Raw genomic sequence first — 23,474 nt, forward strand, 5'->3', positions numbered from 1 at the left:
GCTTACATGAAATACTTCAGCCGCACGACTTCTTTCTCGGTGAGGTAGCGCCAGTTGCTGCGCGGCAGGTCTTTTTTGATCAGGCCGGCATACTGCACGCGGTCCAACGACACCACCTCATAACCCAGGTGCTCGAAAATACGGCGCACAATGCGGTTGCGGCCAATGTGTATCTCCAGCCCCAGGAACTTGTTGGATTCCCCCAGCAGCGCCACATCGTCTACCACCGCTTTGCCGTCTTCCAGCTCCACGCCCTCGGCTATTTTTTTGAAGTCTTCTTTCGTGATCGGCTTGTCCAGCTCTACCTGGTATATCTTCTTGATGTCGTTGGAAGGGTGCGTCAGTTTCTGCGCCAGCTCACCGTCGTTGGTGAACAGCAGCAGGCCCGTGGTGTTACGGTCGAGGCGGCCTACCGGGAAGATGCGCTCCGTGGAGGCATTCGCCACCAGGCTCATCACGGTTTTTCTGCCCTCCGGGTCCTCCGTCGTTGTCAGGAAGTCCTTTGGCTTATTCAGCAGCACATATACCAGCTTCTCGCGGTTCAGGATTTTCTTGCCGTACTGCACCGTGTCGGACGGCTGCACCTTGAAGCCCATCTCCTTCACCACCTCGCCGTTTACCTTTATCTCACCGGACTCAATCAGCAGATCGGCCTCACGGCGCGAGCAGATGCCGGCATTAGCGATAAAGCGGTTCAGGCGGATCGATCCGTCGTCTTCGCCTTCCTCCTTGCGGTTGGTCTTCTTGATGCGTGGGTTGTCGTTGTAGCGGCTCAGGTTGTAGGTTGGTGCCTTCGGCTCTTCACCGGTGTTCTCACCTGGCCGGTCCGTGGAGCGGCTACGGTCGCTGAAGCTCTTGCCTTTTCCATCCCTGTCGCCGCCATAGCCGCGCTTTTCCCCAAAAGAGGGCCTGCTGTCGCGGCTATAGCCACGGTCGTTGTCGCCGCTTCGACCGGCACTATATGGCTTCCTGTCTCCGCCTTCGCGCTTATCACTGTAGGAACGGCGCTCGCCGCCCTCTCTCCTGTCGCTGTTATATGGTTTGCGCTCGCCATCGTCGCGCCGTGGCCTGTCGTTGCCGAACGAGCCTCGCTCGCCGCTGTCTCTTCTGTCCGCCCTGTCCGCCCCAAAGGAACGTCTTTCGCCACCGTCTCTTCTCTCTGGCCTGTCAGGGCCAAAAGAGCGGCGCTCGCTTCTCTCTCCGTCGCGGCGGTCCTCTCTCCTGTCGGAGTTATACCCTCCCCGGTCGTTGCTGCGCCTGTCTGATTGGTCTGAGTTAAAGGATCGGCGCTCGCCGCCTTCCTTCCTGTCGCCAAACGAGCGTTTTTCTCCACCCTCTCTCCTGTCTCCGTAGGTGCGCTTCTCGCCGCCCTCTCTCCTGTCCGGCCTGTCACTGTTATAAGGCTTGCGCTCTCCGCCTTCGCGCTTATCGCCGAAAGAGCGGCCTTCGCGTCTGTCTGCATTGTAGGGGCGGCGCTCGCCGCCTTCCCTGTTCGGGCGGTCCGCGTTATAGGGGCGTCGCTCGCCGGAATCTCTTCTGTCGTTATCTCTTCTGTCAGGCCCGAAGGAGCGGCGCTCGCCTCTGTCGCCCGGCCGGTCGTCTTTGTCTCTCCTGTTGAATATTTTCTTGCCGTCGCGGTCGTTGTTCACCGGCCTGCCTGAAGCGTTTCTGTCAGCGCCTCTTCTGCCTGCTCCCGCGTTGTCGCGGTCAGGTCTTTCATTGTCTCTTGCCATGGTAATATAGTTATGGATGCAGTATCGCTACTGTACCTTTTATGGTGTGCAGTATTAAGGAATTAGGGTGTTATATAGTTCAATGGGGGCGTTGCGCCGGCTAATCGGCGGCCTGGCCGATGGTGTTCTCTTCGGTGGCGAAGTCTTTCAGTTGCGGAAGGTCTTTGATATGGTTGATGCCGAAGTAATCCATGAACTTCTGGGACGTGCCGTACAGCACGGGCCTGCCAATGGTTTCGGCCTTGCCCTTTATCTCAATCAGCTCTTTCTCCAGCAGTTTGTGCAGGGCATAGTCGCAGCCCACGCCGCGTATCTGCTCTATGGCCGACCGGGTAACGGGCTGCTTGTAGGCAATAATGGCCAGCGTCTCCAGAGAAGACGCTGACAGTTTTTTCTTTGACTTGTGTTTCAGGTAAGTGCTGACCGTATCCTGGTACTCCGGCTTGGTCAGGAACTGATAGCCGCCGCCGATCGCGTAGATCTGGAAGGCAAACCCACTCTCGGCCAGTTGCTCGTTTATCGCCTCTACCGCTTCCAGCACATCGCTCACCAGAATCTCCTCCATCCCCATCGACTCCTGCAGGCAGCGCTGGATCTCCTCGATGCTGATGGGCGATTGGGCACAGAAAACAAGTGCCTGAATATGGTTTTGCAGAATATTCAAGTGGTAAAAGTAAAGGTACGGGTACTAGTCGTTACGCTGCAGCTTGGCCTCAATTGAGTGCTGTGTATGTGGCACGGCACGCAACCGCTCCTTCGGGATAAGCTTATCCGTAACAATGCAGACACCGTAAGAGCCGTTCTTGATGCGGATCAGGGCGTTCTCGAGCTGCTGGATGAATTTCATCTGGCGGGAAGCCAGCTGGTTCAGGCTCTCCTTCTCTGCCGTATCCGCGCCATCCTCCAGCACTTTGGTAGGGGAGGCGGTGTTGTCGGTGCCAGAGTCGTTTCGGCGGCTAAGGGTTTCCTTGATAAAGGCCACTTCTTTGCGGGCGTTTACCAGCTTTTCCCTGATGATGGTCTCAAACTCTGCTAACTCCTCTTTGGAATATCGCTGTTTTTCTTCGTTTGTATTCATTCTAATGAATTAGGTCGTGTTATAGTATTAACCTCTCTTATATAAATCGGCTAACTAAAACTATACTTTTAAGGGTGTAGCCGCATAACATACGGCACAAAGATAAAGTTTAAAATATCTATATATACCCTTTCGACTTTTTTGCCGGCACTGCTGCTTAGCGTAGTATTAAGTCTAAATTTCGTGCAAAAATAGCAGTAATATCCATACTTTGCTACGTGTAAAGATAATTTAACAAATTTATCTTCCGTATAATTGCCACGTCTCCCGCCATCTAAAAAGCGCGGTGTTTCCGGTGCATATTGGAACGGATGTTGCTATAGCTGGTGAAGCCCGGACCGGGACCCATTTTAAGATTGACTCATATGAAAAAATTTACTTTATCCGCTGTTCTGCCCCTGTTGCTTGCCTTTGTGGCAATAGCACCAGCAAACGCCCAGCGCAGGACAGATAACCCAAACTCCCGCAACACCGTGCTGAAAGTGAACGTGCTCAGCCCCTTCGTGCTCACGGCCTCCGGCTTCGTGGAACACGCTTTCAGCCCCCGCATCAGCGCACAGCTAGGCGCTTTCAAGACAGGCGCCAGTGTGAAAGACGTGGATTTTGAAGGCCACGGCTTTACGCCCGAAGTGCGCTACTATCTGGCAGAGCAGGCTCCGGACGGCTTTTATATAGCCGGCTATGGCCGCATACTCAATTACAAGCTGACGGTGGAGGACAAAGAGAAAGGCGAAACCTACGAGGCGACTTACAAGCCGATTGGAGCCGGTGTGGCCGCCGGTAACCAGTTTATCTTCAACAGCGGCGTGTCTCTGGACCTTTTCCTGGGGGTTGGCGTGAACGGCGGCAGCCTGAACGTGAAGACGGGCACCGACGAAGACTTTGACCGCGGCGTACTGGACTATCTGAACATCCTGGGCAGCGGCTTCCGGGTGAGGCCCGGCCTCACCGTGGGCTACAGCTTTTAAACCACAGCCATATATAATTCATATACAGAAGGGCGGCTTATCTGCATAAGAGATAAGCCGCCCTTCTGTATATGTTCTTTTCTGCCGTCGTGGGCTCAACTTATTGGAAGTCGCTTCCATCGCTGTCCCTGCACGGAACAGTGGGTTTTGTGCCAATACCTTATCTTGGCTTCTGCTTGATCTATCGATCTATATATGGCAGATCCAGGTATCAGAAACTAAGCATGCGGATAGCCGCCGCCGCTGCCTCCACCCCTTTGTTGCCGTGCTTGCCGCCTGCCCTGTCCAGGGCCTGCTCTAACGTATTGGTGGTTACCAGCCCGAAGGAAACGGGCTTGTTGTATTTCATAGACACATGCGTGATGCCCTGCGCCACTGCATGATTGATATAATCATCGTGCTTGGTATCGCCTTTAATCACGACGCCAAGCACGATCACCGCGTCTATCTCCTCCTGCTGCGCCAGGAACTGGGCGCCCAGGGTAAGCTCGAAACTGCCGGGCACCGTGTTAACGAAGATGTTCTCCTTGGCAGCGCCGTGCTGCAGCAGCGTATCCACGGCTCCCTGGCACAGGACACCGGTTATCTCCTCGTGCCACTCCGCTACCACTATCCCGAATGTCTTGCCGGATATGTCCGTGAATCTGTCTTTGTTGTACTCGTTCAGGTTTTTTAATGCTGTCGCCATGATGGATTCGTTTTTCGTTGCGCGTTTTTCGTGTTTCGATAGGTTCTGCTGCATTCTTTTACCGGCAGCTATATATAGCTTGTAACAAAAAAGCGCTTCTGCCTGGCTCCCCAGCACAAAAGCGCTTTCTATATATAGGCCTACGCCTGTTGGTGCTTATTCGGCGGCGGTGCCGCCTGCCAGCATCGCGGCACGGGCCTTGTTCTTCTTGGCATCCGTTACTTCAGCAGAGGCAGCATATTTGGTGATGATGTTGTCATACATTTCGGCGGCCGAGGCAAAGTTACTGTCAGCTTCGTAAGCGATTCCCGCTTTCATCAGGTACTGTGGCGAGAAGTAAGGGTTGGCATTGTGGTTGGCCGCTTTCACATACAGGTCCGCGGCCTCCTTGTTCTTCCCCTGCTCCAGCAAAGCATCGCCGGTCAGGCTGTAGGCGCGCGCCTGCAGCAGGTAGTCATCCGATTCGAACTCCTGCAGATAATTGGCCGCTTCCTCAAATTTACCCTGCTTCAGCAGCGCCACACCCGCATAAAACTTGGCGAGGTTACCGGCGTCCGTGCCGCTGTAGTTGTCTGCTATCTGCAGCAAGCCCTCGTACTGCCCGTCGCCGTTCAGCGCCTTGTTCAGGGAGTCGGCTTCGAAATAATAAACGGCCTGGAACATGGCCTGCTGCGCTTCCTGGTTCTGCGTGCTGCGGTAGTTGTAATACAGGAAACCCCCAACCACAATAGCAGCGATCAGGGCGAAGACACCGAGTAGTTTTGACTTGTTTTTCTTTACGAAGTCCTCTGAATGCGCGAGGCGGTCTGCCAATGCATCCGGGTTCTCCACCAACTCCTCAAACTCACTGTGCTTCTTAACTGTTTCTTTTGCCATTAATATTTAAAAAATTAGAAATTTAAAATTAGAAATTAAAAGCCTAAGAAAAAAACACTTATAGATTCTGAACATTGAATTTATAATTTTTAATTCCTAATTTTTAATTAAAATTCAGATTAGTCCATTATATATGGATAGTCTTTCTCTGCGTAGATGTCGGTGTAGAGTTCGGAAGGGTCCGGGTAAGGAGAGTCCTCGGCAAACTGCACGGCTTCCGCCACGCGCTCCTTGATTTTCTCGTCAATCTGGTCCAGTTCCTCTTCTGTGGCCCAGCCGTTCTGCAGGAGGGTGCCTTTCACCGCCTCGATCGGGTCTTTGCCTTTGTAGTCTTCCAACTCTTCTTTCGTCCTGTACTTGGCAGGGTCCGACATGGAGTGGCCTTTGTAGCGGTACGTCCTGAACTCGAGCAGCGTCGGGCCCTCGCCGGCACGCGCACGCTCGGCGGCTCTCGCCACGGCATCGTGCACATCTTCCACGCTCATGGCGTTTACCGGCTCCGACGGCATGTCATAGGCCTCGCCCAGGGTATATAAGTCGGTTACGTTGGAAGTGCGCTGCACCGAGGTTCCCATGGCGTAGCCGTTGTTCTCGATCACGAAGATCACGGGCAGCTTCCAGAGCATGGCCATGTTCAGGGCCTCGTGGAAGGCGCCCTGGCGCACCGCGCCGTCGCCCATGGAGCACACGCACAGGTTGCCGGTCTTGTTGTATTTCTCAGCGAAGGCAATACCCGCCCCCATCGGGATCTGGGCACCCACGATGCCGTGGCCTCCCATAAAGTTCACCTCTTTGTCGAAGATGTGCATCGAGCCGCCCTTGCCCTTGGAGCAGCCGGTTGATTTGGCAAACAGCTCAGCCATTACCGCACCCGGATCGGTGCCTAAAGCCAGCGGGTGCGCGTGGTCACGGTAAGCGGTAATCCACTTGTCGTCTTTAGTGAGCGCGGTGATGGCGCCGGCCGCACAGGCCTCCTGGCCGATATAGAGGTGGCAGAAGCCTTTTATTTTCTGCTGGCCATATAGCTGGCCGGCCTTTTCCTCGAAACGGCGCATGAGCTTCATCATCTCATACCATCTCATATAGGTTTCTTTTGAAAACTTTGGCTCAGCCTGTACCTTTGCCTTCGGTGCCTTTCCTTTTGCCTTTTCTTTCGTATCAGCCATAAGTATTAGTCTATGCGTTATCTTGGATGTCCGTTTGCTGCTCTCTGGCAGGTCTAAGTCTCTTAAACTACGGCAAATATAAGCCACTAACGGAATTAGCTTGCGAAATTAAGGAAAAAGATATCAAAGTAGAAACGAATGCTCCTCGAAAATCTAAGTTTGCTGTTTTTCAAGAATTACGAGGAAGCCGCCCTCAGCTTTTCGGAGCATATCAACTGTTTTATAGGCGATAACGGCAGCGGCAAAACCAACCTGCTGGACGCCATCCACTACCTCTCCATCACCAAAAGCGCCTTCCCGGGCACGGAGCTGCAGAGCATCAAGCAGGGCGAGGATTTCTTTATGGTGAAGGGCCGTTTTAACATAGAAGGCGAAAAGCACACGGTGCAGGTGAGCCTGAAGCAGGGGCAGAAGAAGACCGTGACGCACAACAAGGCGCTCTACGAGAAAATGAGCGACCACATTGGCCGTTTCCCGGTGGTACTCATCTCGCCCTACGACACGGACCTGATCCGGGAGGGCAGCGAGGAGCGCCGCAAGTACTTCGACAGCCTGATCTCGCAGCTGCACCACCCCTACCTCGAGCAGCTGATCCAGTATAACTATATCCTGCGGCAGCGCAACTCGCTGCTGAAGCAGTTTGCTGAGCGCCACTACTTCGACCGTGATTACCTGCATATCCTGAACGAGCAGCTGGTGCCCTGCGGCGAGCAGCTGGCGCAGGAGCGGCAGAAGTTCCTGGCGGATTTCGTGCCGGTTTTCCAGAAGCATTACCGCCATATATCCGACAGCCACGAGGAAGTGAGCCTGACCTACAAAAGCCAGTTGCCGGGCGCTGATTTTGCTGCCTTGCTGCTCCAGGCTGAGCGCAAGGATATGGCGCTGCAGCGCACCACCGTGGGGCCGCACAAAGATGATTTCGTGTTCCTGATGGACGGCAACCCCGTAAAAAGCTTCGGCTCGCAGGGGCAGCAGAAAAGCTACGTCATCGCGCTGAAGCTGGCGCACTTCGAGGTGATCGCCGAGAGCCAGCACCACAAGCCCCTCCTGCTGCTGGACGACATTTTCGACCGCCTCGACGAGAAGCGAATCACGCAGCTCATGCAGATGGTAGCCGCCCACACCTTCGGCCAGATCTTCCTGACGGACACGCACCTGGAGCGTACGGATAAGATTCTGGAGGGTCTTTCGGAGAGCATCCGTAGGTTTGAGGTGAAGGAGGGGACGGTTAGATTAATTGCTTAAATGTAGATGGCTAAATTGTTGATTATTGAACTATATGAAATCCTACGATATTGACATCTATCATGAACTTAATGATGATTTAGCTTATAGATATACTTTAGGGAAATCAGGCCAAAAGCCATTGATAGCGATTGGGCTTAACCCAAGTAAAGCCACCAGTGGAAAGACTGACGTAACAGTTTCTAAAGTTATCGGCTTTGCTGAAAGAAATGGTTTTGATGGCTTTATAATGCTGAATCTTTATCCGCAACGAGCTACTTTACATCATGAGTTGCATGAAGAAATAAATTCAATTATTCATTCTGAAAACATCAAAGCTATTGTAAATTGTTTAGCTGGATATGAAGAAGTAAATCTATTAGCTGTCTGGGGAGAAACGATTAAAAAGAGAGCTTATCTCAAAACTGCCTTGCAGAAATTAATTCAGCCATTTCAGAGCGAGATGTTAGATGGTGGCAGATAGGCTCTATGACGAAAAGCGGCCATCCAAGGCACCCGTCCAGAGCTGCTTATAATTTAGGAATTGGCTCCTTTTGTATTGACACTTACTTAGCGTCGTTATAGAACTAATAATCACTTATTTATCCGCTCTCGCTCGCCTCTGGCGAGTGTGAGTTACCATCGGCCTCTGGCCGCTTAGACTTCATGCTGTTATTAACATGCCGGGACGCCACCGGTAGCTCACACTCGCCAGAGGCGAGCGAGGGCATAGTACTTCATAGGTGCATCTCCACCTACCCCTAATGCGTTTCCAGGTAAGCGGCGGTGTAGGGATGCTCTTTGGCTACGCCTTCACTCATGATGTGCATCACCGTCCAGCCTCTTTCTTTGAGATAATCTGAGATAATGGCGCGGTGGCACCGCCACCACACGGCTTCCGAGCACATATAGGCTACCCGTTGCTGTTCGGCCACATCTGTTAGCCGCGCTATTCCTTCCTCAAATTCCTGGGTTTCAGAGTAATCAGCATAGCCCCGGAAGGCTTCGTTCCGCCAGACGGTGTTGGCCGAGTCGGGCTTCAGTTTCCGGCGGCCGCCCAACTCCAACTGCGGCATATAACGGATGCCCGCCTCCGGCAGGAAAGCCTCCATAGCGGCCACGTTGAAGTGAGGATACTTCCTAGAGCCGGGATACCTGCGCACATCCACCAGCACCTCTATTTCAAAGGATTTCAGCGCAGCTATGAATCCCTCCGGGCTGCGGGTGGAGTGGCCAAAGGTCCAGATGGTGTTGTTTTTCTCTGCCATATAGGCTTGCTATCTGTTGAATCCGTTCCCCGAAGCGAGTACATTCCGAGCCAGAGCAGAACGGTATATATACAGTCTATATATCCGATTGCTTCTTTCTCCTTATGCCATGGCTCCTCCTTGTCTTACTCAGAGCGGCGGAAGCATTATTTGTTTGTCGGTGTGATGGCGAGGGTCAGCAGGAAAACAGACTCTTCGGTGGCATACACGCTGTGCGGGATGCCGGCGTGAAGCGCCAGCATCTGCCCCACTCCCATCTCAGCGACCTGCTGCGCTGTTGTGAACTTTATCTTTCCTTCCAGCACCTGCACGCTGATGATGCCGGGGGCGGTGTGCATCTTCATCTCTGCGCCCTGGTGCAGGGCCACCAGCACCAGGCGCATGCCGCTGGTCTTGAAGACGGTGATGGCGTTGCGGTCGCTGTTTTGCCAGGCCTTTTCCTGCTTTATCTGCTGCCTGAAAGCGCTGAGGTCCATCTCCACCAGCGGCGCATCCAGCGGACGGTCTCCTGCCGGGCGCTGCGGCGTGGCCTCATTGTACTTTTCCTCCGGCGCGGTCGGCGCTTTGTCTGTGGGGCTGGAGGCTACTTTTTCCTTCAGCGCCTTTACCAGTTCGCTAGTCACGCCATCGCTGTACATCCCGTAGCCGTCTACGAGGGTGCCCTTTACGTTGTGCTTTGTGGAGGAAATGGCATATACCACCGCTTCATCGCCCGGGTCTGAGATGCCTTCAAAGCGGAAATGCCTGTCCACCACAAACTCATCGGGGTATATCTGCAGCGAGTTTCCATGACAGATCAGGCAGTTGTCGTCCAGGTTAAAATCAACGGTGTAGCCTTCGCTTTTCAGTTTGTTCAATACTTCTGAAACGGTGGTCATGGTATCCATAGGAGATTGGGTTAAGTGGTGAAAAATAATTAGCCGAACCGGGGAAAGGCAGTAAGCGAGAAGCTCGTGGCGGCCTTTTCAGGTAAGCCCGGTAAAGGCTTGGTCAACGATAAGAGCCGAAACCGCTTGTCCTGTTCTACGGCCTTCGGCCCGTGGGGTATATGGGAAGGCGCTTTACGGCGCCGCGAAAGCGCTGTTACCTAGCTGCCAGCCCTGCTTCCTCCAAATCCTGTAATCCTTCGTAACCAGTCATTTGAAAAGCCCTTTTTGCCTTGGCCACTGACATATACACACTGCTGCGTTATATATAAATCAAACCTGCCTCTCCTGAAAGAGGGGCTTTATATACCGGAAGCCTTCAGACAAAACCTCAATAGCCGCCCCCTGATCCTTCTACTACCTCCACTTCCAGGCCGTTGATGTGCCTGTCCACCATTATCTGGCAGGCTAGGTGGCTGGTCTCGTTGGTGTTGCCCAGGCGGCTTAGCGTCGTGTGCTCCACCCCATCATGAAAAACCAGGCCGGCAGGCGCCCTCAGCACATGAACGTGGCACGTGCCACAGCGGCCCACTCCTTTGCACTCGCCGAACTCGTCGATATAGATCTTATCATATAGCAGCATCATCAGGTTGCGGTACTCGCCGTCGTAGGTCTCCAGCACATGCTCCTGGCCATACACACGCACCGTTACCTTTATGTCTTTTTTCATGCGCTTGCAAAATTTTATATACCCCGCCCGGCGCTTCCGCCATGGTGGCCTTACGGTATGTTCTTGATGAACGAGGTCCCTTCCTTTAGCTCCTGGGCCAGGTGCCGGATGGTGGTTTGCTGAAAAACGTCCCGCAGCGATTCGCGCGCCGCCTTAAACCTGTCGTGCATGGGGCAGGGGTGTGTCTCAGAGCATCTGGAAAGGCCCAGGCCGCACTCCCTGAACACCGCCATGCCGTCAATGGCGTTCACGATGTTGATGACCGGTTGCTCCAGTTGGTAGTCTTCCACGTAAAAGCCCCCATAGGGCCCTTTGAGCGAGGTAATGATGCGGTGTTTGTTTAGCACCTGCAGGATTTTTGCAGTAAAGGCCTCGGGGGCATCCACCTCCACAGCAATGTGCTTTACGTTCAGCTTAATGCCTTCACCAGATTTGGAAGCCACGTAAACGGCCGCCCGGATACCATATTTACACGCCTTGGAAATCATTTTATCTGCCGTTTACATGAAGCCATTTCAATTACACGCTATTAGTTGAATTAGGACTCTACGCGATGGTGTCAGGGCTGGTTTTGCACCCGGAGCCGACTCGTTTCGCAGCCACTCGTTTCGGTTGTTACAGCGGTGTATACTCCTCCGCTCACCGGCGTGTTGGCGGCAATCCAGCGCTTTATAATTGACAGGCACACCCCACACTGCGCTTCATCCAGAATTCATCGGGGTACGCGTCTTTGAAAGTTGCGGTGCGTTTAGCCGCCCCGATGCGCGCCAGTTCGGCCTCTCCCAGCACCCGCAGCAGGTGCGGAAACAGTTCTCTTTTCTCAAACCGGATATGGCTGTTCACCGCGTCGGCCAGTTGGTGGAAGGCGGCTGGCTCCGGAGCCGTGTCGTTGCTTACCACCTGTTTTACGAGTGCCTCGATTTCCTGGTGCTGGCCCAGCGATTTCCGGCTCAGGACATCGTCCACTTTCAGCAGCAGGTGCTGCGCTTCGCCCTCAAAGAGCGGCTGAAAATAAATCTCCCAGAAATAAGCCACGTACTTCCGGATGCGCAGGATAACACCCTCCCGTTTTAGCCCCTGCCTGACTCTCCAGCAAAACAACAACCCCGCATGATGCTCATGTGAGAACAGAAGGATACTTTTATATTGCTCCATAGGCATCTTTCAGGAGGTTACCGGTCGGTGAACTTGATTTCTGCCCCGGCGGCCAGCACCACGAAGGCGCTGAAATCTTCCAGCACCTGCAGGCTGTGCGGTTCGCTGTCCAGCACATGAAACGTTGCCCCCTGCTCCAGCACCACCTCCCTGTCGGGCAGTTGCAGCCTGGCTTTTCCCTTCTCCGGAATCAGGAACGCATCCGACGAGGCATAATGGCGTGGCATTTCCTCTCCCCCAGCCAAGGTGACCTTCAGGACCTTGAATGTTGCGTTGGCGTATATTTCTTTCATTTCCATATCATTCTGATTTAGGCGCAGGGTAGATTCCCTGCTCGTTTATATATAAATGCAAGGCAAGTTGTGGTTCTTCGCTCCATTAGGCTTAAGCCATTTCCCCCGGTGCCTCCTGGCCATATATACCGCCACCGTTGGGCTTAGCACTTATATAGCCGGGTCTGGAATGCTGCCGGAGGCTACAGAACAACAAGGGCTGTAAAATCCTCCGAAGCGGTCAGGCTGTGCGGCTCCCTGCCCGGAATATGCAGGGTGTCGCCCGGTGCCAGCGCCGCGCTGCGGTCTTGGAAAACGACTTCCGCCTTCCCTTTCTGTGCGATGACAAAGGCGTCTGTGGCGGCAAAGTGGCGCGGCATGGTCTCACCGCTGGCCAGCGTTAACTTCAGCACCCTGTAAGCCCCGTTGCTGTGTATTTCTTTCATCTCCATGTTGCCCGGCCTTATCTTCTGTTCCTTCTTATATATCCTTATATATAGCTGGCAGCCGCGAAAAGCAGGCCTCAAGCCATTGCCTTATATATGCACCCGTACAAAATCAACCTACACTCTCTTTAGAGGCATCACACCTCCCAAACAGCTGATATCAAGCTCAATGCGACACAAAAAGTCTTGTGCCTTGATACCTGCTACTTGTGTCCTTTTACTTATACCAGCGTTACCTTGCCCTGCCCCTTCAGGCCGTTTATCCGCCGCTCAAAGTTTGTGGCCATGATCAGCGCCCGCTTCTTCGCGTCCTCCGCCACCGGCCCCTCAAAATAAGTATCGACGGTAGTGTTGAAGAGGGCGAGCCAGCGCGTAAAGTGCTCGCCCTCCACGGGCATGGTGGCATGCCTAGCGAATGGGTTGCCGGTGTAGCCCCTCACCCCGAAAAGCGCGGCGTTCCAAAAGGTGTACATCTTTTCGAGGTGCGGCTCCCAGTACGTGTTGAGCCTGTAGAGAAAGATAGGTGCCAGCAGTTCGTCGTGGCGCACCAGGGTATAGAACTCATCCACCAGCACTTTTATATCGTCCAGTCCGGTTATATCATGTTTCGTTGTCATGTGGTAATAGCGAATTGTGTGATCAAATAATAGATGGCCCAGCCGCCAAACACAATGTGCAGGATCCAGACCCAGTTGGGGATGCTGCGCGGCGTCTCGCTGCCTTCTATCAAGAATACTTTCTGGTCGCCTTTGCCGTAGGCGCTCACCATAATGGGCAGCACGCCGTCCACCACCTCGTTCTCTGAGATGCCCTCCACGTTTATGTCCGGGCCGTTGCGCACGATGAACGGTATTTTGCGGATGCCTTCCTTGCCGGAGGGGTCTTTGCTGACGATGCGCAGGAAATGCTCCCCGTCTACCAGCTTCCGGGTGTCCAGCTCGAAGTTGATGGGCGATTTAAAGGAGCCGATGGGTTGCTGTTCGTCATCCACAAAAATTATAACAGAGCTTTTGTCTTCCATTTTATCAGAAATCTAATACCGTTCTTTTGATGTGGTCACTGCCTTTTTCGCCGGGCCTAACCAGCCACTTTATGCTGAAAAACAGGCAGAGCACCACCACAAACATGGTGGCCCACACCAGCACGTAGTCCCAGTCGCTTTGCGGGCCGGCGCCGTGGCTGATGCCCTGCAGCACCTTCGGCTGCTGCTTCTCACACACCGGGCAGGCAAAGGCCGCCAGGCTCAGCAATGTGGTGAATAGGGTTAGCAGTAATTTTTTCATAGGCTCAATCTTTTGTTTTCCAGTAGTTATTTGCCTGCGCAATCGTCTGGAACTCCACGGCCACCACCTGCGCAGAGGCAATGAGCTGTGCCGTGTCCGAGGCATAGGCCGCACGCAACTGCTGCCGGATGCCGGCGTCCGGCTGAATGGCGCCAATGGATTTGCGGGCAAGCTTAATGGCCAGTTGGCGTCCTTCAAAGGGTGTGGCCGTGATGAGGCTTGGCAGGTAATCTTCTTCCTGGTTTTCCATATAGGTTTGATGTTGCTTTATACTTTCTTACTGCGTCTTTTCCCTGGCCTTCGCTGGTGCGAGCTGCAAGCTCGCACCAGCGAAGGATTGCTTTACCTGCTGGTTTTGCCTCAAGTGAAGCCTTTCCTTTCTTACTGCGTCTTTGCCTCCAGCTCCAGCATATCCATGATTTTCTGCACTTCCTCCACCGGCACTTTGCGGGCGTTGTTGCCCCAGCTGGTGCGCTCGTGGTTGATGATGGCGGCTACCTCTGCCGCCGACAGGTTCACGTTGTCACCCACGGCTGGCATCACTGCATAGTCTGGCCGGGCGTCGTAGCCGTTCATCACCACATCTATCAGCACCTCCGGGTTGTCGTCCAGCACGATGGGGCTGCCCTTTAGTGGCGGGAAAGCGCCTTTCAGGCCCTCGCCGTTGGCCTGGTGGCAGCTCTGGCAGTTGGCCGAGTACAGCGCCGCGCCATCCAGCCCCAGGTCTTGGCCATCGCCTGTCACCTCGTCCGGCAGCGCCTCGCGCTTGTACAGGAACTCCGGAGCCGCCATAGCCCCCGGCAGCTCCGCCTGCTTCAGCGACTGCAGGTAGGCCACCAGGTTCAGGGCGTCTTCTGTCGCCACTATCTTACCCTTCACGCCACGGCGGAAGGCATCCGGCACGGGAACCTCCACATCGCCTTCCCCCAGTTCCGCCTTCACCTCGAACAGCCACGGGTAGGCCGGCATAATGGATTGCTCCACCACCGCGCGGGGCTGGTACAGGTGCAGCAGGTTCCACTCGGCGCTCGGCTGGCGGTTGCCCACATTGGCCAGGTCAGGGCCGGTGCGCTCGGTGCCCATCAGGGTGGCGGTGTTGCGCCAGAAGTCGGTGCGGTGCTCGTCGGCGTAATCGGCGGCGATGCTGGGCCGGTCGCCCCACACGGCGTCCATCTCCAGGTTGCGCACCTGCTGGGTGTGGCAGGCCACGCAGCCGTTGCCCACATAGATGGCTTTTCCGGCCAGGGCCGCCTCGCTCATGGGCTCTTCGGTTGGCAGCGGGGCGTTGTTGTTCTGGTTGCTGATGGCCGGCATGATGGCCACCAGTATGGTCAGGAAGACAAACAAGCCAAGCGCCGTGAGGTATAGCTTCCTGTAATCGTTAAAAAAGTCCATCATATGCTTGGTGTGCTTTGAAGCAACTTTTGTTTTTTAGATTTATATATGGCTCCTGAACCTGCTATTCGTTTGCGATGTCCACCAACTCGTAATCCTTCTGGTTTAACTTCCTCACTGCCGCATCGTTGATGTTCACGGTTTTGCGCGGGTTTATCATGCGGTACATGTTATAGGCGAAAATCAGGTGCGACACCCACATCAGGGAACCGCCGATGGCGCGCCACAGCCAGTACGGCGCCATCATCACCACGCTCTCTATAAATGGCACCCCGTCCATCCACATCAGGCCGCGCAGGGTGCCGCCCCACATCAGTGGCACGGTATAAAACATCATCCCGATAAAGGCCATCCAGAAGTGGATACCCACCGTAATTTGGGGCGGCTCCTGGTGCGTGAGGCGCGGCACAATGGCGTAGATGCCGCCCCACAAAAAGAAGGCGATGATGCCGTACATGGTCAGGTGCGAGTGGGCTACTGTGAAGTCGGTGAAGTGCCAGAGGAGGTTGGTGCTGCGGAAAGCCTCCGCCGTGCCCTGCAGCGAGCCGGTGAAGTAGAAGATGATGCCCACAATGAAGAAAGGCAGCGTGTAGCTCCCCGCCACCTTGTGCCACGATCCCCGGAAGGTCATCACGAAGTTGGTGGTGCCCGACACGACAGGGATAATCATACCGGCGCTGCCCACGATGGCCACCGTCTGCAGCGACCACGGAATGGCACTGAACACGAAGTGGTGCGTGCCGATGAGGGTGTAAAAGAATATCTGCGACCAGAAAGCGAGAATGCCCAGGCTGTAGGAGTAGATGGGCTTGTTGAGCTGCTGCGGCAGGTAATAATATACCAGACCCAGCGTGAAGAGCATGAACCACATGCCCACGCCCTGGTGCATGTAATAGCCCTGGATGATGGTTTCGCCGAGGCCGTTCTGGAAGTTGGGCACATAGGCCACAATGGAGATAACGATGGCAAACATCACGGCCGCCACAATGTACCAGTTCGAGACGTATATCTCGGTGGTCTTGCGGTTGGCCACTGTCTTCAGGAAGTTGAACAGGGTGATGATAAGGCCGATGCCGAACAGGAGCTGGATGGGCCATATATACTCGCGGTACTCGCCGCCGCCGTTGTTGATGCCCGCCATCAGCGCGATAGTTCCGAACACGACGGAGGCATTTATCAGGATAAGCGTCCACCAGCCGGCCTTCAAACTGTGTATTTGGATGTTGCTTACGCGTGGCACCACGTAGTAGCCCAGCCCCAGCATGGCGAGCGACGACCAGCCCCAGAACACGGCGTTGGTGTGCACCGGCCGCAGCCTCCCGAAACTCAGCCAGCTTACCTGGTCCACGTCGGGTGCCACGAACTTAATGCCTACGTACTCCCCCACCGAGGTCCCGAACACCAACCAGAACGTGGCAGTGCCGAGGAACCAGAGTATCAGCCTTGAGAGGCTGGGGTCTATGTTTGGCCGGTTTAGGGCTTTGCGCTTGGCCTCTATAAAGCGGATGTTAGCCCGCTCGTTTATATTGCTCAGCAGCCCTTTGGAATCCTGAGGCGAAAAGGGGCCGGAGAGTTCCTTGTTGTTCAGGTGATACTCCTGGTGCTCCCTGTCCTTCTGCAGCGCCTCCAGCTGCTCCACGTTCAGGGTTTTCAGGTACTCCGAAAAACGCGTGGCCTCCTCGGTGTCTTTCCTGGTTTTTATGCTTTTGAAGAGGGCGTTTGCCTTTACCACCAGCAGCAGTAGTGCGGCAACAACCGGAATTATCAGCAGGGTGATGGTGATCAGGATACCGGGCAAGCTCATCAGGCCCTCGTCGGTGCCTGCCTGGGCAAATGCAGCCGTGGTAGCGGCAAAACTCAACACCACCACGAATAGGGCTTTGACCAAAGGCGGGAAGATAGGCTTTCGCCGGGCGGGAGACGGTGCTTTCATTCTATATTGTCTTTGCATAAGCGTACTGTTCCAATATCTGCATTAAAATCTAAAAAGGATAGTTTTATCTTAAATTGAATCATAAAAAAAGGCTGTCACTTCCCTCTGAAACTAAGCAGTAGTTATATATAGGTTGGGGTACAGCTGCTGTAAACCCGGTGTAGTTTTGCGCTTCCATTATGTTTTGCATCGGTTTCAGATTTCCAGGTAAAAGTGGCGTTTCTGCTCAATTTCGGAGGAGGGTCTAGCGGAGTAAATACCGTAGCCGTTCACCAGCAAGTCTTTCAGGCCGTTACTGGCTTGCACCCCATATACAAGGGTTTCGTCAGCCGGATCTGAGGCGCTCTCAAAGCGGTAGCACTCCGGGATTCCGAATTCATCTGACCCCGAGCTGCTCGGTGCGGCAAGCCTGGCAGTTGTCATGCAAGTTAAAGTCGAGGACATATCCCCGTTGCTGCAGAGCCTGAATTACCTGTGACAATGTTTCATAATAATTCATAGCGCGTCGTCCTTCATTTTTAGTGATTTCCTGCAAATGCGGCCCGACGTCCGCAAACGCCGCCACAGCCCTTCCTTCGCCCCTGCCTTGATTGCATCTGCCGTGGCAGAATCAACAAGCCAGCTGGTTCATAAAAGGCCAACGTCCATTATGATTAAAGGTAGAGCACGTTTTTCTCTGAAAGAATGACCCATATCAGCCAAAAAACTGATAAAAGTCATTTTTGGGAGAGGGCGAGGATAGATGGTATATATAAAATGGGTAGAAACTCCGGAAAAGGAGATTTGAAAGATAGATATAAGTTATACCTTGACAAATAGAGGAGCATTGATACTTGCTATATTTCTGTTCCGCTGGTGTATTGCCCTGAGCTGTTGTTGGTTGTTTGATTGTAGGCTGAAATGGGAACAGATTACCTGCTTTTAGAAATTATATATAGCCGGCCTCTCAGAAAGTATCTTTAGATTTGAAGTGAAGGAGGGGACGGTGAAGGTGATCGGGTGATGGTTGGATCATTAACCAGCTGAATTATGTATATTGAACGTATGGGCCTCAAAGAAGAAATAAGAAGCAAGGCAGAGAGCTTCGCCGCGCTTTGCAGCAACCACCAGGTGAAATATCTATATGCGTTTGGCTCTTCTATGACGGATCGTTTTGATGAAGAAAAAAGCGACATAGACCTGCTGGTAGAAATTGAGGTGGCAGACCCGGTGGAGAAAGGTGTGAAACTGATGTCGCTTTGGGATGAGCTGGAAGCGCTTTTTCATCGCAAAGTAGACCTTCTGACTGCATCATCGCTTACCAACCCGTTCCTCCGCAGATCTGTCGACGAGACCAAAGTACTTATATATGACGGATCAGGAGAAAAAGTACTTAGCTGATATACGCGAGGCTATCCGCAAAATTGAGTTTTTTATCCGGGATACATCTACCTTTGAGGTATATGTGCAGGATATTGAAACCCAAAGTGCCGTAGAGCGGCAGCTGAGCATCATCGGTGAAGCCGTGAATAGGTTCACCAGGCTGGGCGCACCTCACACTTTAGAAAGCGCGCGGCAGATTGCAGGTTTCCGGAACAGGCTGATTCACGCCTACGGCAGCATGGATAACACCATTGTGTGGGCAATTCTAAAACGCCATATACCTTCTTTGAAAGAAGAAGCAGTAAAGAAGTTAGCAACCAAGTGAGTGAGGCTCCAAGCGACAAATGGCAACATGGCTCGCTCGCCTAAACAAAACCATATATACGCTTTTACCCAAACCACGTGCGCTATTTTAAGAAGAAAGAGGAGATTGACAGGCGCAAGGCCGATATACAGCCGATCGGCGAGAGCCTGAAGGCGCTGATGAAGGCCTACCGGCTGGATGGCAAGCTGAGCGAGGTGAACATCGTGCAGAGTTGGGAACGCATCATGGGCAAACCCATCGCCATGAAGACGCAGGAGCTGTACTTCCGTGACCATAAACTTTTCGTGCGCCTCACCTCCGCCCCGCTCAAGCACGAGCTCAACATGTCGAAGAGCAAGGTAATCGAGCTGCTGAACCGCGAGGTGGGCACCGACGCCGTGAAGGACGTGGTGTTTTTGTAAGCGCAACAGCCGCCGCTCTAACAGAGTATAGGATTTATATATCCGCTACTATATACCTGCGCCCATATGACAGTACCTGCCTTTCGCACCGTTGCCTTTTCCCAAACGACCCTCACGGAGCTGATGATCCCGAGCTACGCCAACTTTGGCGGCAAGATACACGGCGGCATCCTGCTCTCGCTGATGGACAAAGTGGCCTACGCCTGTGCTGCCAAGCACGCCGGCAACTACTGCGTGACGGTAACGGTAGACGGCGTGAACTTTCTGCAGCCCGTGGAGGTGGGCGAGCTGGTGTCGTTGCTGGCCTCGGTGAATTACGTTGGCAACACCTCGCTGATGGTAGGCATCAAGGTGATCTCGGAGAACGTGAAATCGGGCTTCGTGAAGCACACCAACACCTCCTACTTCACGATGGTGGCCAAAGGCGACGACGACAAGCCCACGCAGGTGCCCGGGCTAAAACTGGTAAGCCGGGAAGACGCCCGCCGCTTCCTGGAGGCCATCAAGCGCCGCGAGCTCTCGCGCCGCTACCAAACCGAGCTTGCCAACTCCAAAACAATTCTGCAGGTGGAAGATGAGCTGCACCTGCTACAGAATGAGCGCTGCGAGATCGCGTTCTGATATATAAAGCACAAAATAAGTTTTCTATTTAACAACTATTTAGATACGGCAAAGGGCCGGCACTGCTATATACCAGTGCCGGCCCTTTGCCGTAGGATTTCCTATTTTTCCTTCAGTAGTTTGCCACTTGCTATCTTTCCGTTACCCGCTACCTGATATAGGTATAGCCCGCGGCTCACCGGCTTTCCGTTACTGTCTGTGCCATCCCACTTCAACTCGTGCTGGCCTGCACTGAGCCTTCCGAATCTAAGCTCCCGCACTTTCTGGCCTGAAGCCGAGTAAACAACAAGGCTGACAGGCTCTTCTTCCTGCATGCTCACAGAGATGGTGACACCCTCCATGAAAGGATTAGGATAGGCCACAGCACGCTCTGCTGTGGTTGCTGCGATCACTTCAGTTATCTTCTCCGCCCTATCGGCAGAATGCAGCACAGTATAGGAGAAGCTGCTGACTACCTGGCCACCGCCCGCCAGCAGCACGGTTATTCTTCCGGTCGTGGCCCCCTCCGGTACAGTTACCTTCAGCAGATGGTCATTATATACACTAATGTCTGAGGTCGGTACCCCGTTAAAGCGCACCTCACTGGCAGTGGCAAGGTACTCACCCACTATGAACACCTTGGACCCTTCATACCCTCTCCAGGGGGCAAAGACATATATGCTGGGCCGAAGCACCCTGAAATCCCTGTCGCTGGTGGCCTCTCCCCCGTCGGTTGTGACAGTGATTCTACCTGTGGTTGCCGTAGCCGGAACAACAGCCTCCAGTTGCGTGTCGCTGAGGACGCTGAAAACTGCTTCTACGCCATTGAACCGGACTGAAGTTGTGGTTGCAAGGGCGGTACCGGATAACCGAACCGTAACTCCGGGCAGGCCCCGGCGGGGCGAAAAGGAGGCAAGGGTTGGCGGCTCTACCTCAGGCTCCTCTATGGTGATTGTGTAATCTTCCGTTTCTCCATAGAGAAAAGAGTCTGAGTCGGGGCCAACAGGATCTGAATCATACTCAGCACAGGCCCCACCAACTCCACGGAATGGGAAGGAATTCGACCGCACCCGCATGCGCAAAGGGCCTGCAGTAGCCGAGGCAGGTATCACAACCGTTCCAGTGAACGGATCGGTGCTGACGGATGGGGAGACCAGATAGCCTTCGTCAATGTAATCCTCCCCCGTAACCGGAGAGGCATAGACCAATTCCCCCTCATCATCAAAGTCAAGGTCATTGTTGAAGTCTATCCATACGCCGAATGCCTGCGCCACAGGGCCCGACTGTACGCTGAGGCTGTAGCCCTGGCCTTTTGTGACCGTGGTGGTTAGCGTGCCGGTGGGCTCATAGATGGTGTAGCCGGGCGCATCATACCCTGAATTGTTGTTGACAAGTGTATGGAAGCTGAAGTTATCTATGTAAGACCCGTTGTTATTCGTAGAGGCCGGGAAGGGGGCGCAGTAACCGATGGCGATGGTGTAGTCCTGGGTTTCGCCGTAGGAACCGGCTGTACAGGACTCCGAAGCCGTGAACACGCCCTCTGGCCTGCTTCGCACCCGCATGCGCCTCACACCAAGCGAAGCGTCGGCAGGTATCGTAACGGTGCCGGAAAAGTCAGCGCCCACAGCAGGCGAACCGTAGACAAACTCTCCCGGATCATCAAAGTCCTTGTCATCGTTGTAATCGATCCACACCCCGTAGGCTTGTTCCTCAGAAACAGCTCCGTAATAGGATTCTGACTTCAGGCTGATGGGGTAGCTTTGTCCCGGCTTCACCGTTGCCTCATAATACGATTGGTTTAGTTTATCGTCAAACGGATAGAAGTCCGTGTAGCTGTTATTATTCCGGCATCCCTGACCCAGCGCATTATAATACAAATCGGCAAAGGAAAAGTAAGCAATATAATGATCATCTGCGCAGCCGTTGGCCATTGCTGGTACGCAGTAGGGATTATCAGTCATCTTGACAACCCAATAGTCAATGAAACTTTTTGAAGCCTCGCTTTTGTCACCACTAATACCCGACCTCGAAGACCCTCCTAACAGGAAACCACCATCCCAAGCAGCCACCACAGCTGTGAAATCCTCATCATCGTCGCCACCGAAAGTCTTGTCCCAAAGCTTGATTCCGCTGCCGTTTATCTTCACGATCCAATAGTCGTTACCACCATATTCATAGTCACCGCCACGACTAGCCTCGCTTTTATCGCCACTTATGGGAGAAGAGGAACCACCGCCAAGTATATAGCCTCCATCAAGAGTAGCCACCATACTCAAAAGACGATCATAGTTACTACCGCCGAAGGTTTTATCCCACTCCTGATCGCCACTACCATCGATCTTTACAACCCAATAGTCTTCGCTACCACGACTAGCATCACTCTTATCGCCGCTAATACCAGAGTCCGACCATCCCCCTAATAAATAACCACCATCCAGTGTAGCGACGATCGTTGACAGTCGATCATAGTTACTACCTCCAAAGGTTTTATCCCACACCTTGTTGCCACTACCATCGATCTTTACAACCCAATAGTCAGAATACCCCCCTTTACTAGCCTCACTTTTATTTCCACTTATACCCGACCTCGAAGTTCCTCCTAATAAATAACCCCCATCTGGAGTAGTTACTATAGCTTCAAGGTCTTCAAAGTCATGTCCGCCAAAGGTCTTGTCCCACAGTTTGTTGCCGCTGCCGTCTATCTTCACTACCCAGTAGTCATCGGGGCAGTCTCCCTCTAAACAAATATCATCAACATGATTATCCTGGGTCTTGTCGCCACTTATAGGCGAATCGGAATATCCCGCGAGAAGGAAGCCTCCCTCGGGAGTGACAACGATGGCAGTGAGTTTATCAAAGCCGCTTCCGCCAAAGGATTTATCCCAGACTTTATTGCCGCTGGCATCAATTTTTACGATCCAGTAGTCTACCGCACACCACATGCCATCCCTGCAGTAACCACCACCGATTGACATAGACCACCCCCCTAACAAATAACCACCATCCGGTGTAGCTACGATAGTTGTAAGATAGTCATAGTTACTACCGCCGAAGGTTCTATCCCACACCTTGTTGCCACTACCATTTATCTTTACAACCCAATAGTCATTATAAAATGGGCCATCTTCATACAGAAATTCTGTATAATTATTCTCATCCCGACTTTCCTCGCTCTTATCTCCGCCTGCTTCTGAGTCAGAGGATCCGCCTAACAAATAACCGCCGTCCGGTGTACGGATCATCGTGCTAAGGATTGAAGCGCCGTATTTTATATAATCCTCATAATATATATTCAGTTCAGGAGAAGTGGTAATCACACCACCATAGGTTCTGTCCCAGACTTTAGTCTGGCTTGTAGCTGTAAAAGGCAGAAAAAAGAGCAGTAGCATAGGATATATCCAGTGCCTTTGGTACCTGAAAACTGCAACGTTTGCGTTTAAAACTGTTTGAGTTGTGTGTTCTTTCATAGCTTTAAGATTAATAGATTGGAAAAGAGGAGATGACCGTGTGTAGGAGAGAAGCCGCACAATCTTGCTTAAAGCAAAATAACATGCTGCACCATCAGAGTCTAAGGCAAGGGTTAGCCGAGAAAATAAGATGTATGCGTCTTTTCTGGATAAGGGCGTTCCCAGAAACAGGGTTGTGCTTGAGTAGCGGCTACTAAGCTAAAATTGAGAGATGCCTGTTGCCTCGTAACTGGGGCAG

28 protein-coding genes are annotated in these 23,474 nt (G+C 53.3%); 7 read left to right on the forward strand and 21 right to left on the reverse strand.

Features of this window, described 5'->3' with window-relative positions:
• Nucleotides 1-2: 2 nt before the first annotated feature.
• The 3 genes from ABD920_RS01130 to ABD920_RS01140 all read right to left on the reverse strand — a co-directional run bounded on the left by ABD920_RS01130 (nt 3) and on the right by ABD920_RS01140 (nt 2,811).
• On the reverse strand, nt 3-1,733 hold the full coding sequence (locus ABD920_RS01130) for a pseudouridine synthase (RefSeq protein WP_345156290.1): 1,731 nt from the start codon (nt 1,731-1,733) through the stop codon (nt 3-5).
• A gap of 100 nt (nt 1,734-1,833) precedes the next feature.
• A complete protein-coding gene (scpB, locus tag ABD920_RS01135; RefSeq protein ID WP_345156291.1) occupies nt 1,834-2,397 on the reverse strand; it encodes an SMC-Scp complex subunit ScpB in 564 nt (187 codons plus the stop codon).
• 24 nt (nt 2,398-2,421) lie between these two features.
• Nucleotides 2,422-2,811: a TraR/DksA family transcriptional regulator gene (locus ABD920_RS01140; protein WP_345156292.1), complete on the reverse strand. Its 390-nt coding sequence runs from the start codon at nt 2,809-2,811 to the stop codon at nt 2,422-2,424.
• Between the two features lie 365 nt (nt 2,812-3,176).
• Between ABD920_RS01140 and ABD920_RS01145 the strand changes: the two genes are divergently transcribed.
• On the forward strand, nt 3,177-3,779 hold the full coding sequence (locus tag ABD920_RS01145; protein WP_345156293.1) for a DUF3575 domain-containing protein: 603 nt from the start codon (nt 3,177-3,179) through the stop codon (nt 3,777-3,779).
• 211 nt (nt 3,780-3,990) lie between these two features.
• Here the strand turns inward: ABD920_RS01145 and ribH are convergent, their stop codons facing one another.
• From ribH to pdhA, 3 genes are all read right to left on the reverse strand, one after another.
• Nucleotides 3,991-4,467 carry a 6,7-dimethyl-8-ribityllumazine synthase gene (ribH, locus tag ABD920_RS01150; protein WP_345156294.1) on the reverse strand — a complete coding sequence of 159 codons (477 nt, stop codon included), beginning with the start codon at nt 4,465-4,467 and terminating at the stop codon, nt 3,991-3,993.
• Nucleotides 4,468-4,623: 156 nt separating this feature from the next.
• Nucleotides 4,624-5,343, reverse strand: a complete 720-nt coding sequence (locus ABD920_RS01155) for a tetratricopeptide repeat protein (protein WP_345156295.1) — start codon at nt 5,341-5,343, stop codon at nt 4,624-4,626.
• A gap of 119 nt (nt 5,344-5,462) precedes the next feature.
• Complete coding sequence (pdhA, locus tag ABD920_RS01160; RefSeq protein WP_345156298.1) at nt 5,463-6,509, reverse strand: pyruvate dehydrogenase (acetyl-transferring) E1 component subunit alpha; 1,047 nt, start codon at nt 6,507-6,509, stop codon at nt 5,463-5,465.
• A gap of 138 nt (nt 6,510-6,647) precedes the next feature.
• Here pdhA and recF point away from each other — a divergent pair, with 138 nt between their 5' ends.
• Both recF and ABD920_RS01170 read left to right on the forward strand, forming a co-directional pair.
• Complete coding sequence (gene recF, locus ABD920_RS01165) at nt 6,648-7,754, forward strand: DNA replication/repair protein RecF (RefSeq protein WP_345156300.1); 1,107 nt, start codon at nt 6,648-6,650, stop codon at nt 7,752-7,754.
• A 34-nt stretch (nt 7,755-7,788) separates the two neighbouring features.
• Nucleotides 7,789-8,217: a DUF1643 domain-containing protein gene (locus ABD920_RS01170; protein ID WP_345156301.1), complete on the forward strand. Its 429-nt coding sequence runs from the start codon at nt 7,789-7,791 to the stop codon at nt 8,215-8,217.
• Between the two features lie 277 nt (nt 8,218-8,494).
• On the opposite strand, the gene ABD920_RS01175 is transcribed toward ABD920_RS01170, so the two are convergent.
• The 14 genes from ABD920_RS01175 to ABD920_RS01240 all read right to left on the reverse strand — a co-directional run bounded on the left by ABD920_RS01175 (nt 8,495) and on the right by ABD920_RS01240 (nt 17,504).
• On the reverse strand, nt 8,495-9,001 hold the full coding sequence (locus ABD920_RS01175; protein ID WP_345156302.1) for a DUF488 domain-containing protein: 507 nt from the start codon (nt 8,999-9,001) through the stop codon (nt 8,495-8,497).
• A gap of 146 nt (nt 9,002-9,147) precedes the next feature.
• Complete coding sequence (locus ABD920_RS01180) at nt 9,148-9,888, reverse strand: cupin domain-containing protein (RefSeq protein WP_345156303.1); 741 nt, start codon at nt 9,886-9,888, stop codon at nt 9,148-9,150.
• Between the two features lie 370 nt (nt 9,889-10,258).
• Entirely contained in the window at nt 10,259-10,597 is a 339-nt protein-coding gene (locus ABD920_RS01185; RefSeq protein ID WP_345156304.1) for a 2Fe-2S iron-sulfur cluster-binding protein, read from the reverse strand.
• Nucleotides 10,598-10,647: 50 nt separating this feature from the next.
• Nucleotides 10,648-11,085, reverse strand: a complete 438-nt coding sequence (locus ABD920_RS01190; protein WP_345156305.1) for an RrF2 family transcriptional regulator — start codon at nt 11,083-11,085, stop codon at nt 10,648-10,650.
• A gap of 181 nt (nt 11,086-11,266) precedes the next feature.
• A complete protein-coding gene (locus tag ABD920_RS01195) occupies nt 11,267-11,752 on the reverse strand; it encodes a hypothetical protein (protein ID WP_345156306.1) in 486 nt (161 codons plus the stop codon).
• Between the two features lie 17 nt (nt 11,753-11,769).
• A complete protein-coding gene (locus ABD920_RS01200) occupies nt 11,770-12,051 on the reverse strand; it encodes a cupin domain-containing protein (RefSeq protein WP_345156307.1) in 282 nt (93 codons plus the stop codon).
• Between the two features lie 176 nt (nt 12,052-12,227).
• Nucleotides 12,228-12,476, reverse strand: a complete 249-nt coding sequence (locus tag ABD920_RS01205; protein ID WP_345156308.1) for a cupin domain-containing protein — start codon at nt 12,474-12,476, stop codon at nt 12,228-12,230.
• Between the two features lie 215 nt (nt 12,477-12,691).
• Nucleotides 12,692-13,087 (reverse strand): group III truncated hemoglobin, encoded by a 396-nt coding sequence (locus ABD920_RS01210; RefSeq protein ID WP_345156309.1) that lies wholly within the window; start codon nt 13,085-13,087, stop codon nt 12,692-12,694.
• Nucleotides 13,084-13,491: a cytochrome C gene (locus ABD920_RS01215; protein ID WP_345156310.1), complete on the reverse strand. Its 408-nt coding sequence runs from the start codon at nt 13,489-13,491 to the stop codon at nt 13,084-13,086. The genes ABD920_RS01210 and ABD920_RS01215 overlap by 4 nt, the downstream gene beginning before the upstream one ends.
• Before the next feature lie 4 nt (nt 13,492-13,495).
• Nucleotides 13,496-13,753 carry a hypothetical protein gene (locus ABD920_RS01220; RefSeq protein ID WP_345156311.1) on the reverse strand — a complete coding sequence of 86 codons (258 nt, stop codon included), beginning with the start codon at nt 13,751-13,753 and terminating at the stop codon, nt 13,496-13,498.
• 4 nt (nt 13,754-13,757) lie between these two features.
• Nucleotides 13,758-14,003: a hexameric tyrosine-coordinated heme protein gene (locus ABD920_RS01225; RefSeq protein WP_345156312.1), complete on the reverse strand. Its 246-nt coding sequence runs from the start codon at nt 14,001-14,003 to the stop codon at nt 13,758-13,760.
• Nucleotides 14,004-14,134: 131 nt separating this feature from the next.
• The gene (locus ABD920_RS01230) at nt 14,135-15,151 is read right to left on the reverse strand and encodes a cytochrome c (protein ID WP_345156313.1); all 1,017 of its coding nucleotides are present in this window, start codon (nt 15,149-15,151) and stop codon (nt 14,135-14,137) included.
• Between the two features lie 61 nt (nt 15,152-15,212).
• Nucleotides 15,213-17,081 (reverse strand): cbb3-type cytochrome c oxidase subunit I, encoded by a 1,869-nt coding sequence (locus ABD920_RS01235; protein ID WP_345156314.1) that lies wholly within the window; start codon nt 17,079-17,081, stop codon nt 15,213-15,215.
• A gap of 195 nt (nt 17,082-17,276) precedes the next feature.
• Nucleotides 17,277-17,504 carry a hypothetical protein gene (locus ABD920_RS01240; RefSeq protein ID WP_345156315.1) on the reverse strand — a complete coding sequence of 76 codons (228 nt, stop codon included), beginning with the start codon at nt 17,502-17,504 and terminating at the stop codon, nt 17,277-17,279.
• 606 nt (nt 17,505-18,110) lie between these two features.
• Here ABD920_RS01240 and ABD920_RS01245 point away from each other — a divergent pair.
• The 4 genes from ABD920_RS01245 (at nt 18,111) to ABD920_RS01260 (ending at nt 19,790) form a co-directional block, all read left to right on the forward strand.
• The gene (locus ABD920_RS01245; protein ID WP_345156316.1) at nt 18,111-18,461 is read left to right on the forward strand and encodes a nucleotidyltransferase family protein; all 351 of its coding nucleotides are present in this window, start codon (nt 18,111-18,113) and stop codon (nt 18,459-18,461) included.
• A complete protein-coding gene (locus tag ABD920_RS01250; protein WP_345156317.1) occupies nt 18,430-18,768 on the forward strand; it encodes a HepT-like ribonuclease domain-containing protein in 339 nt (112 codons plus the stop codon). Before ABD920_RS01245 ends, ABD920_RS01250 begins: the two co-directional genes overlap by 32 nt.
• Nucleotides 18,769-18,845: 77 nt before the next feature.
• Entirely contained in the window at nt 18,846-19,169 is a 324-nt protein-coding gene (locus ABD920_RS01255; RefSeq protein WP_345156318.1) for a DciA family protein, read from the forward strand.
• 66 nt (nt 19,170-19,235) lie between these two features.
• Entirely contained in the window at nt 19,236-19,790 is a 555-nt protein-coding gene (locus tag ABD920_RS01260; RefSeq protein ID WP_345156319.1) for a hotdog domain-containing protein, read from the forward strand.
• Nucleotides 19,791-19,891: 101 nt separating this feature from the next.
• Here the strand turns inward: ABD920_RS01260 and ABD920_RS01265 are convergent, their stop codons facing one another.
• Nucleotides 19,892-22,711, reverse strand: coding sequence for a GEVED domain-containing protein (locus tag ABD920_RS01265; protein ID WP_345156320.1), 2,820 nt, complete (start codon nt 22,709-22,711; stop codon nt 19,892-19,894).
• Nucleotides 22,712-23,474: the final 763 nt, after the last annotated feature.

The organism is Pontibacter saemangeumensis (assembly GCF_039541895.1).
Lineage (GTDB): Bacteria > Bacteroidota > Bacteroidia > Cytophagales > Hymenobacteraceae > Pontibacter > Pontibacter saemangeumensis.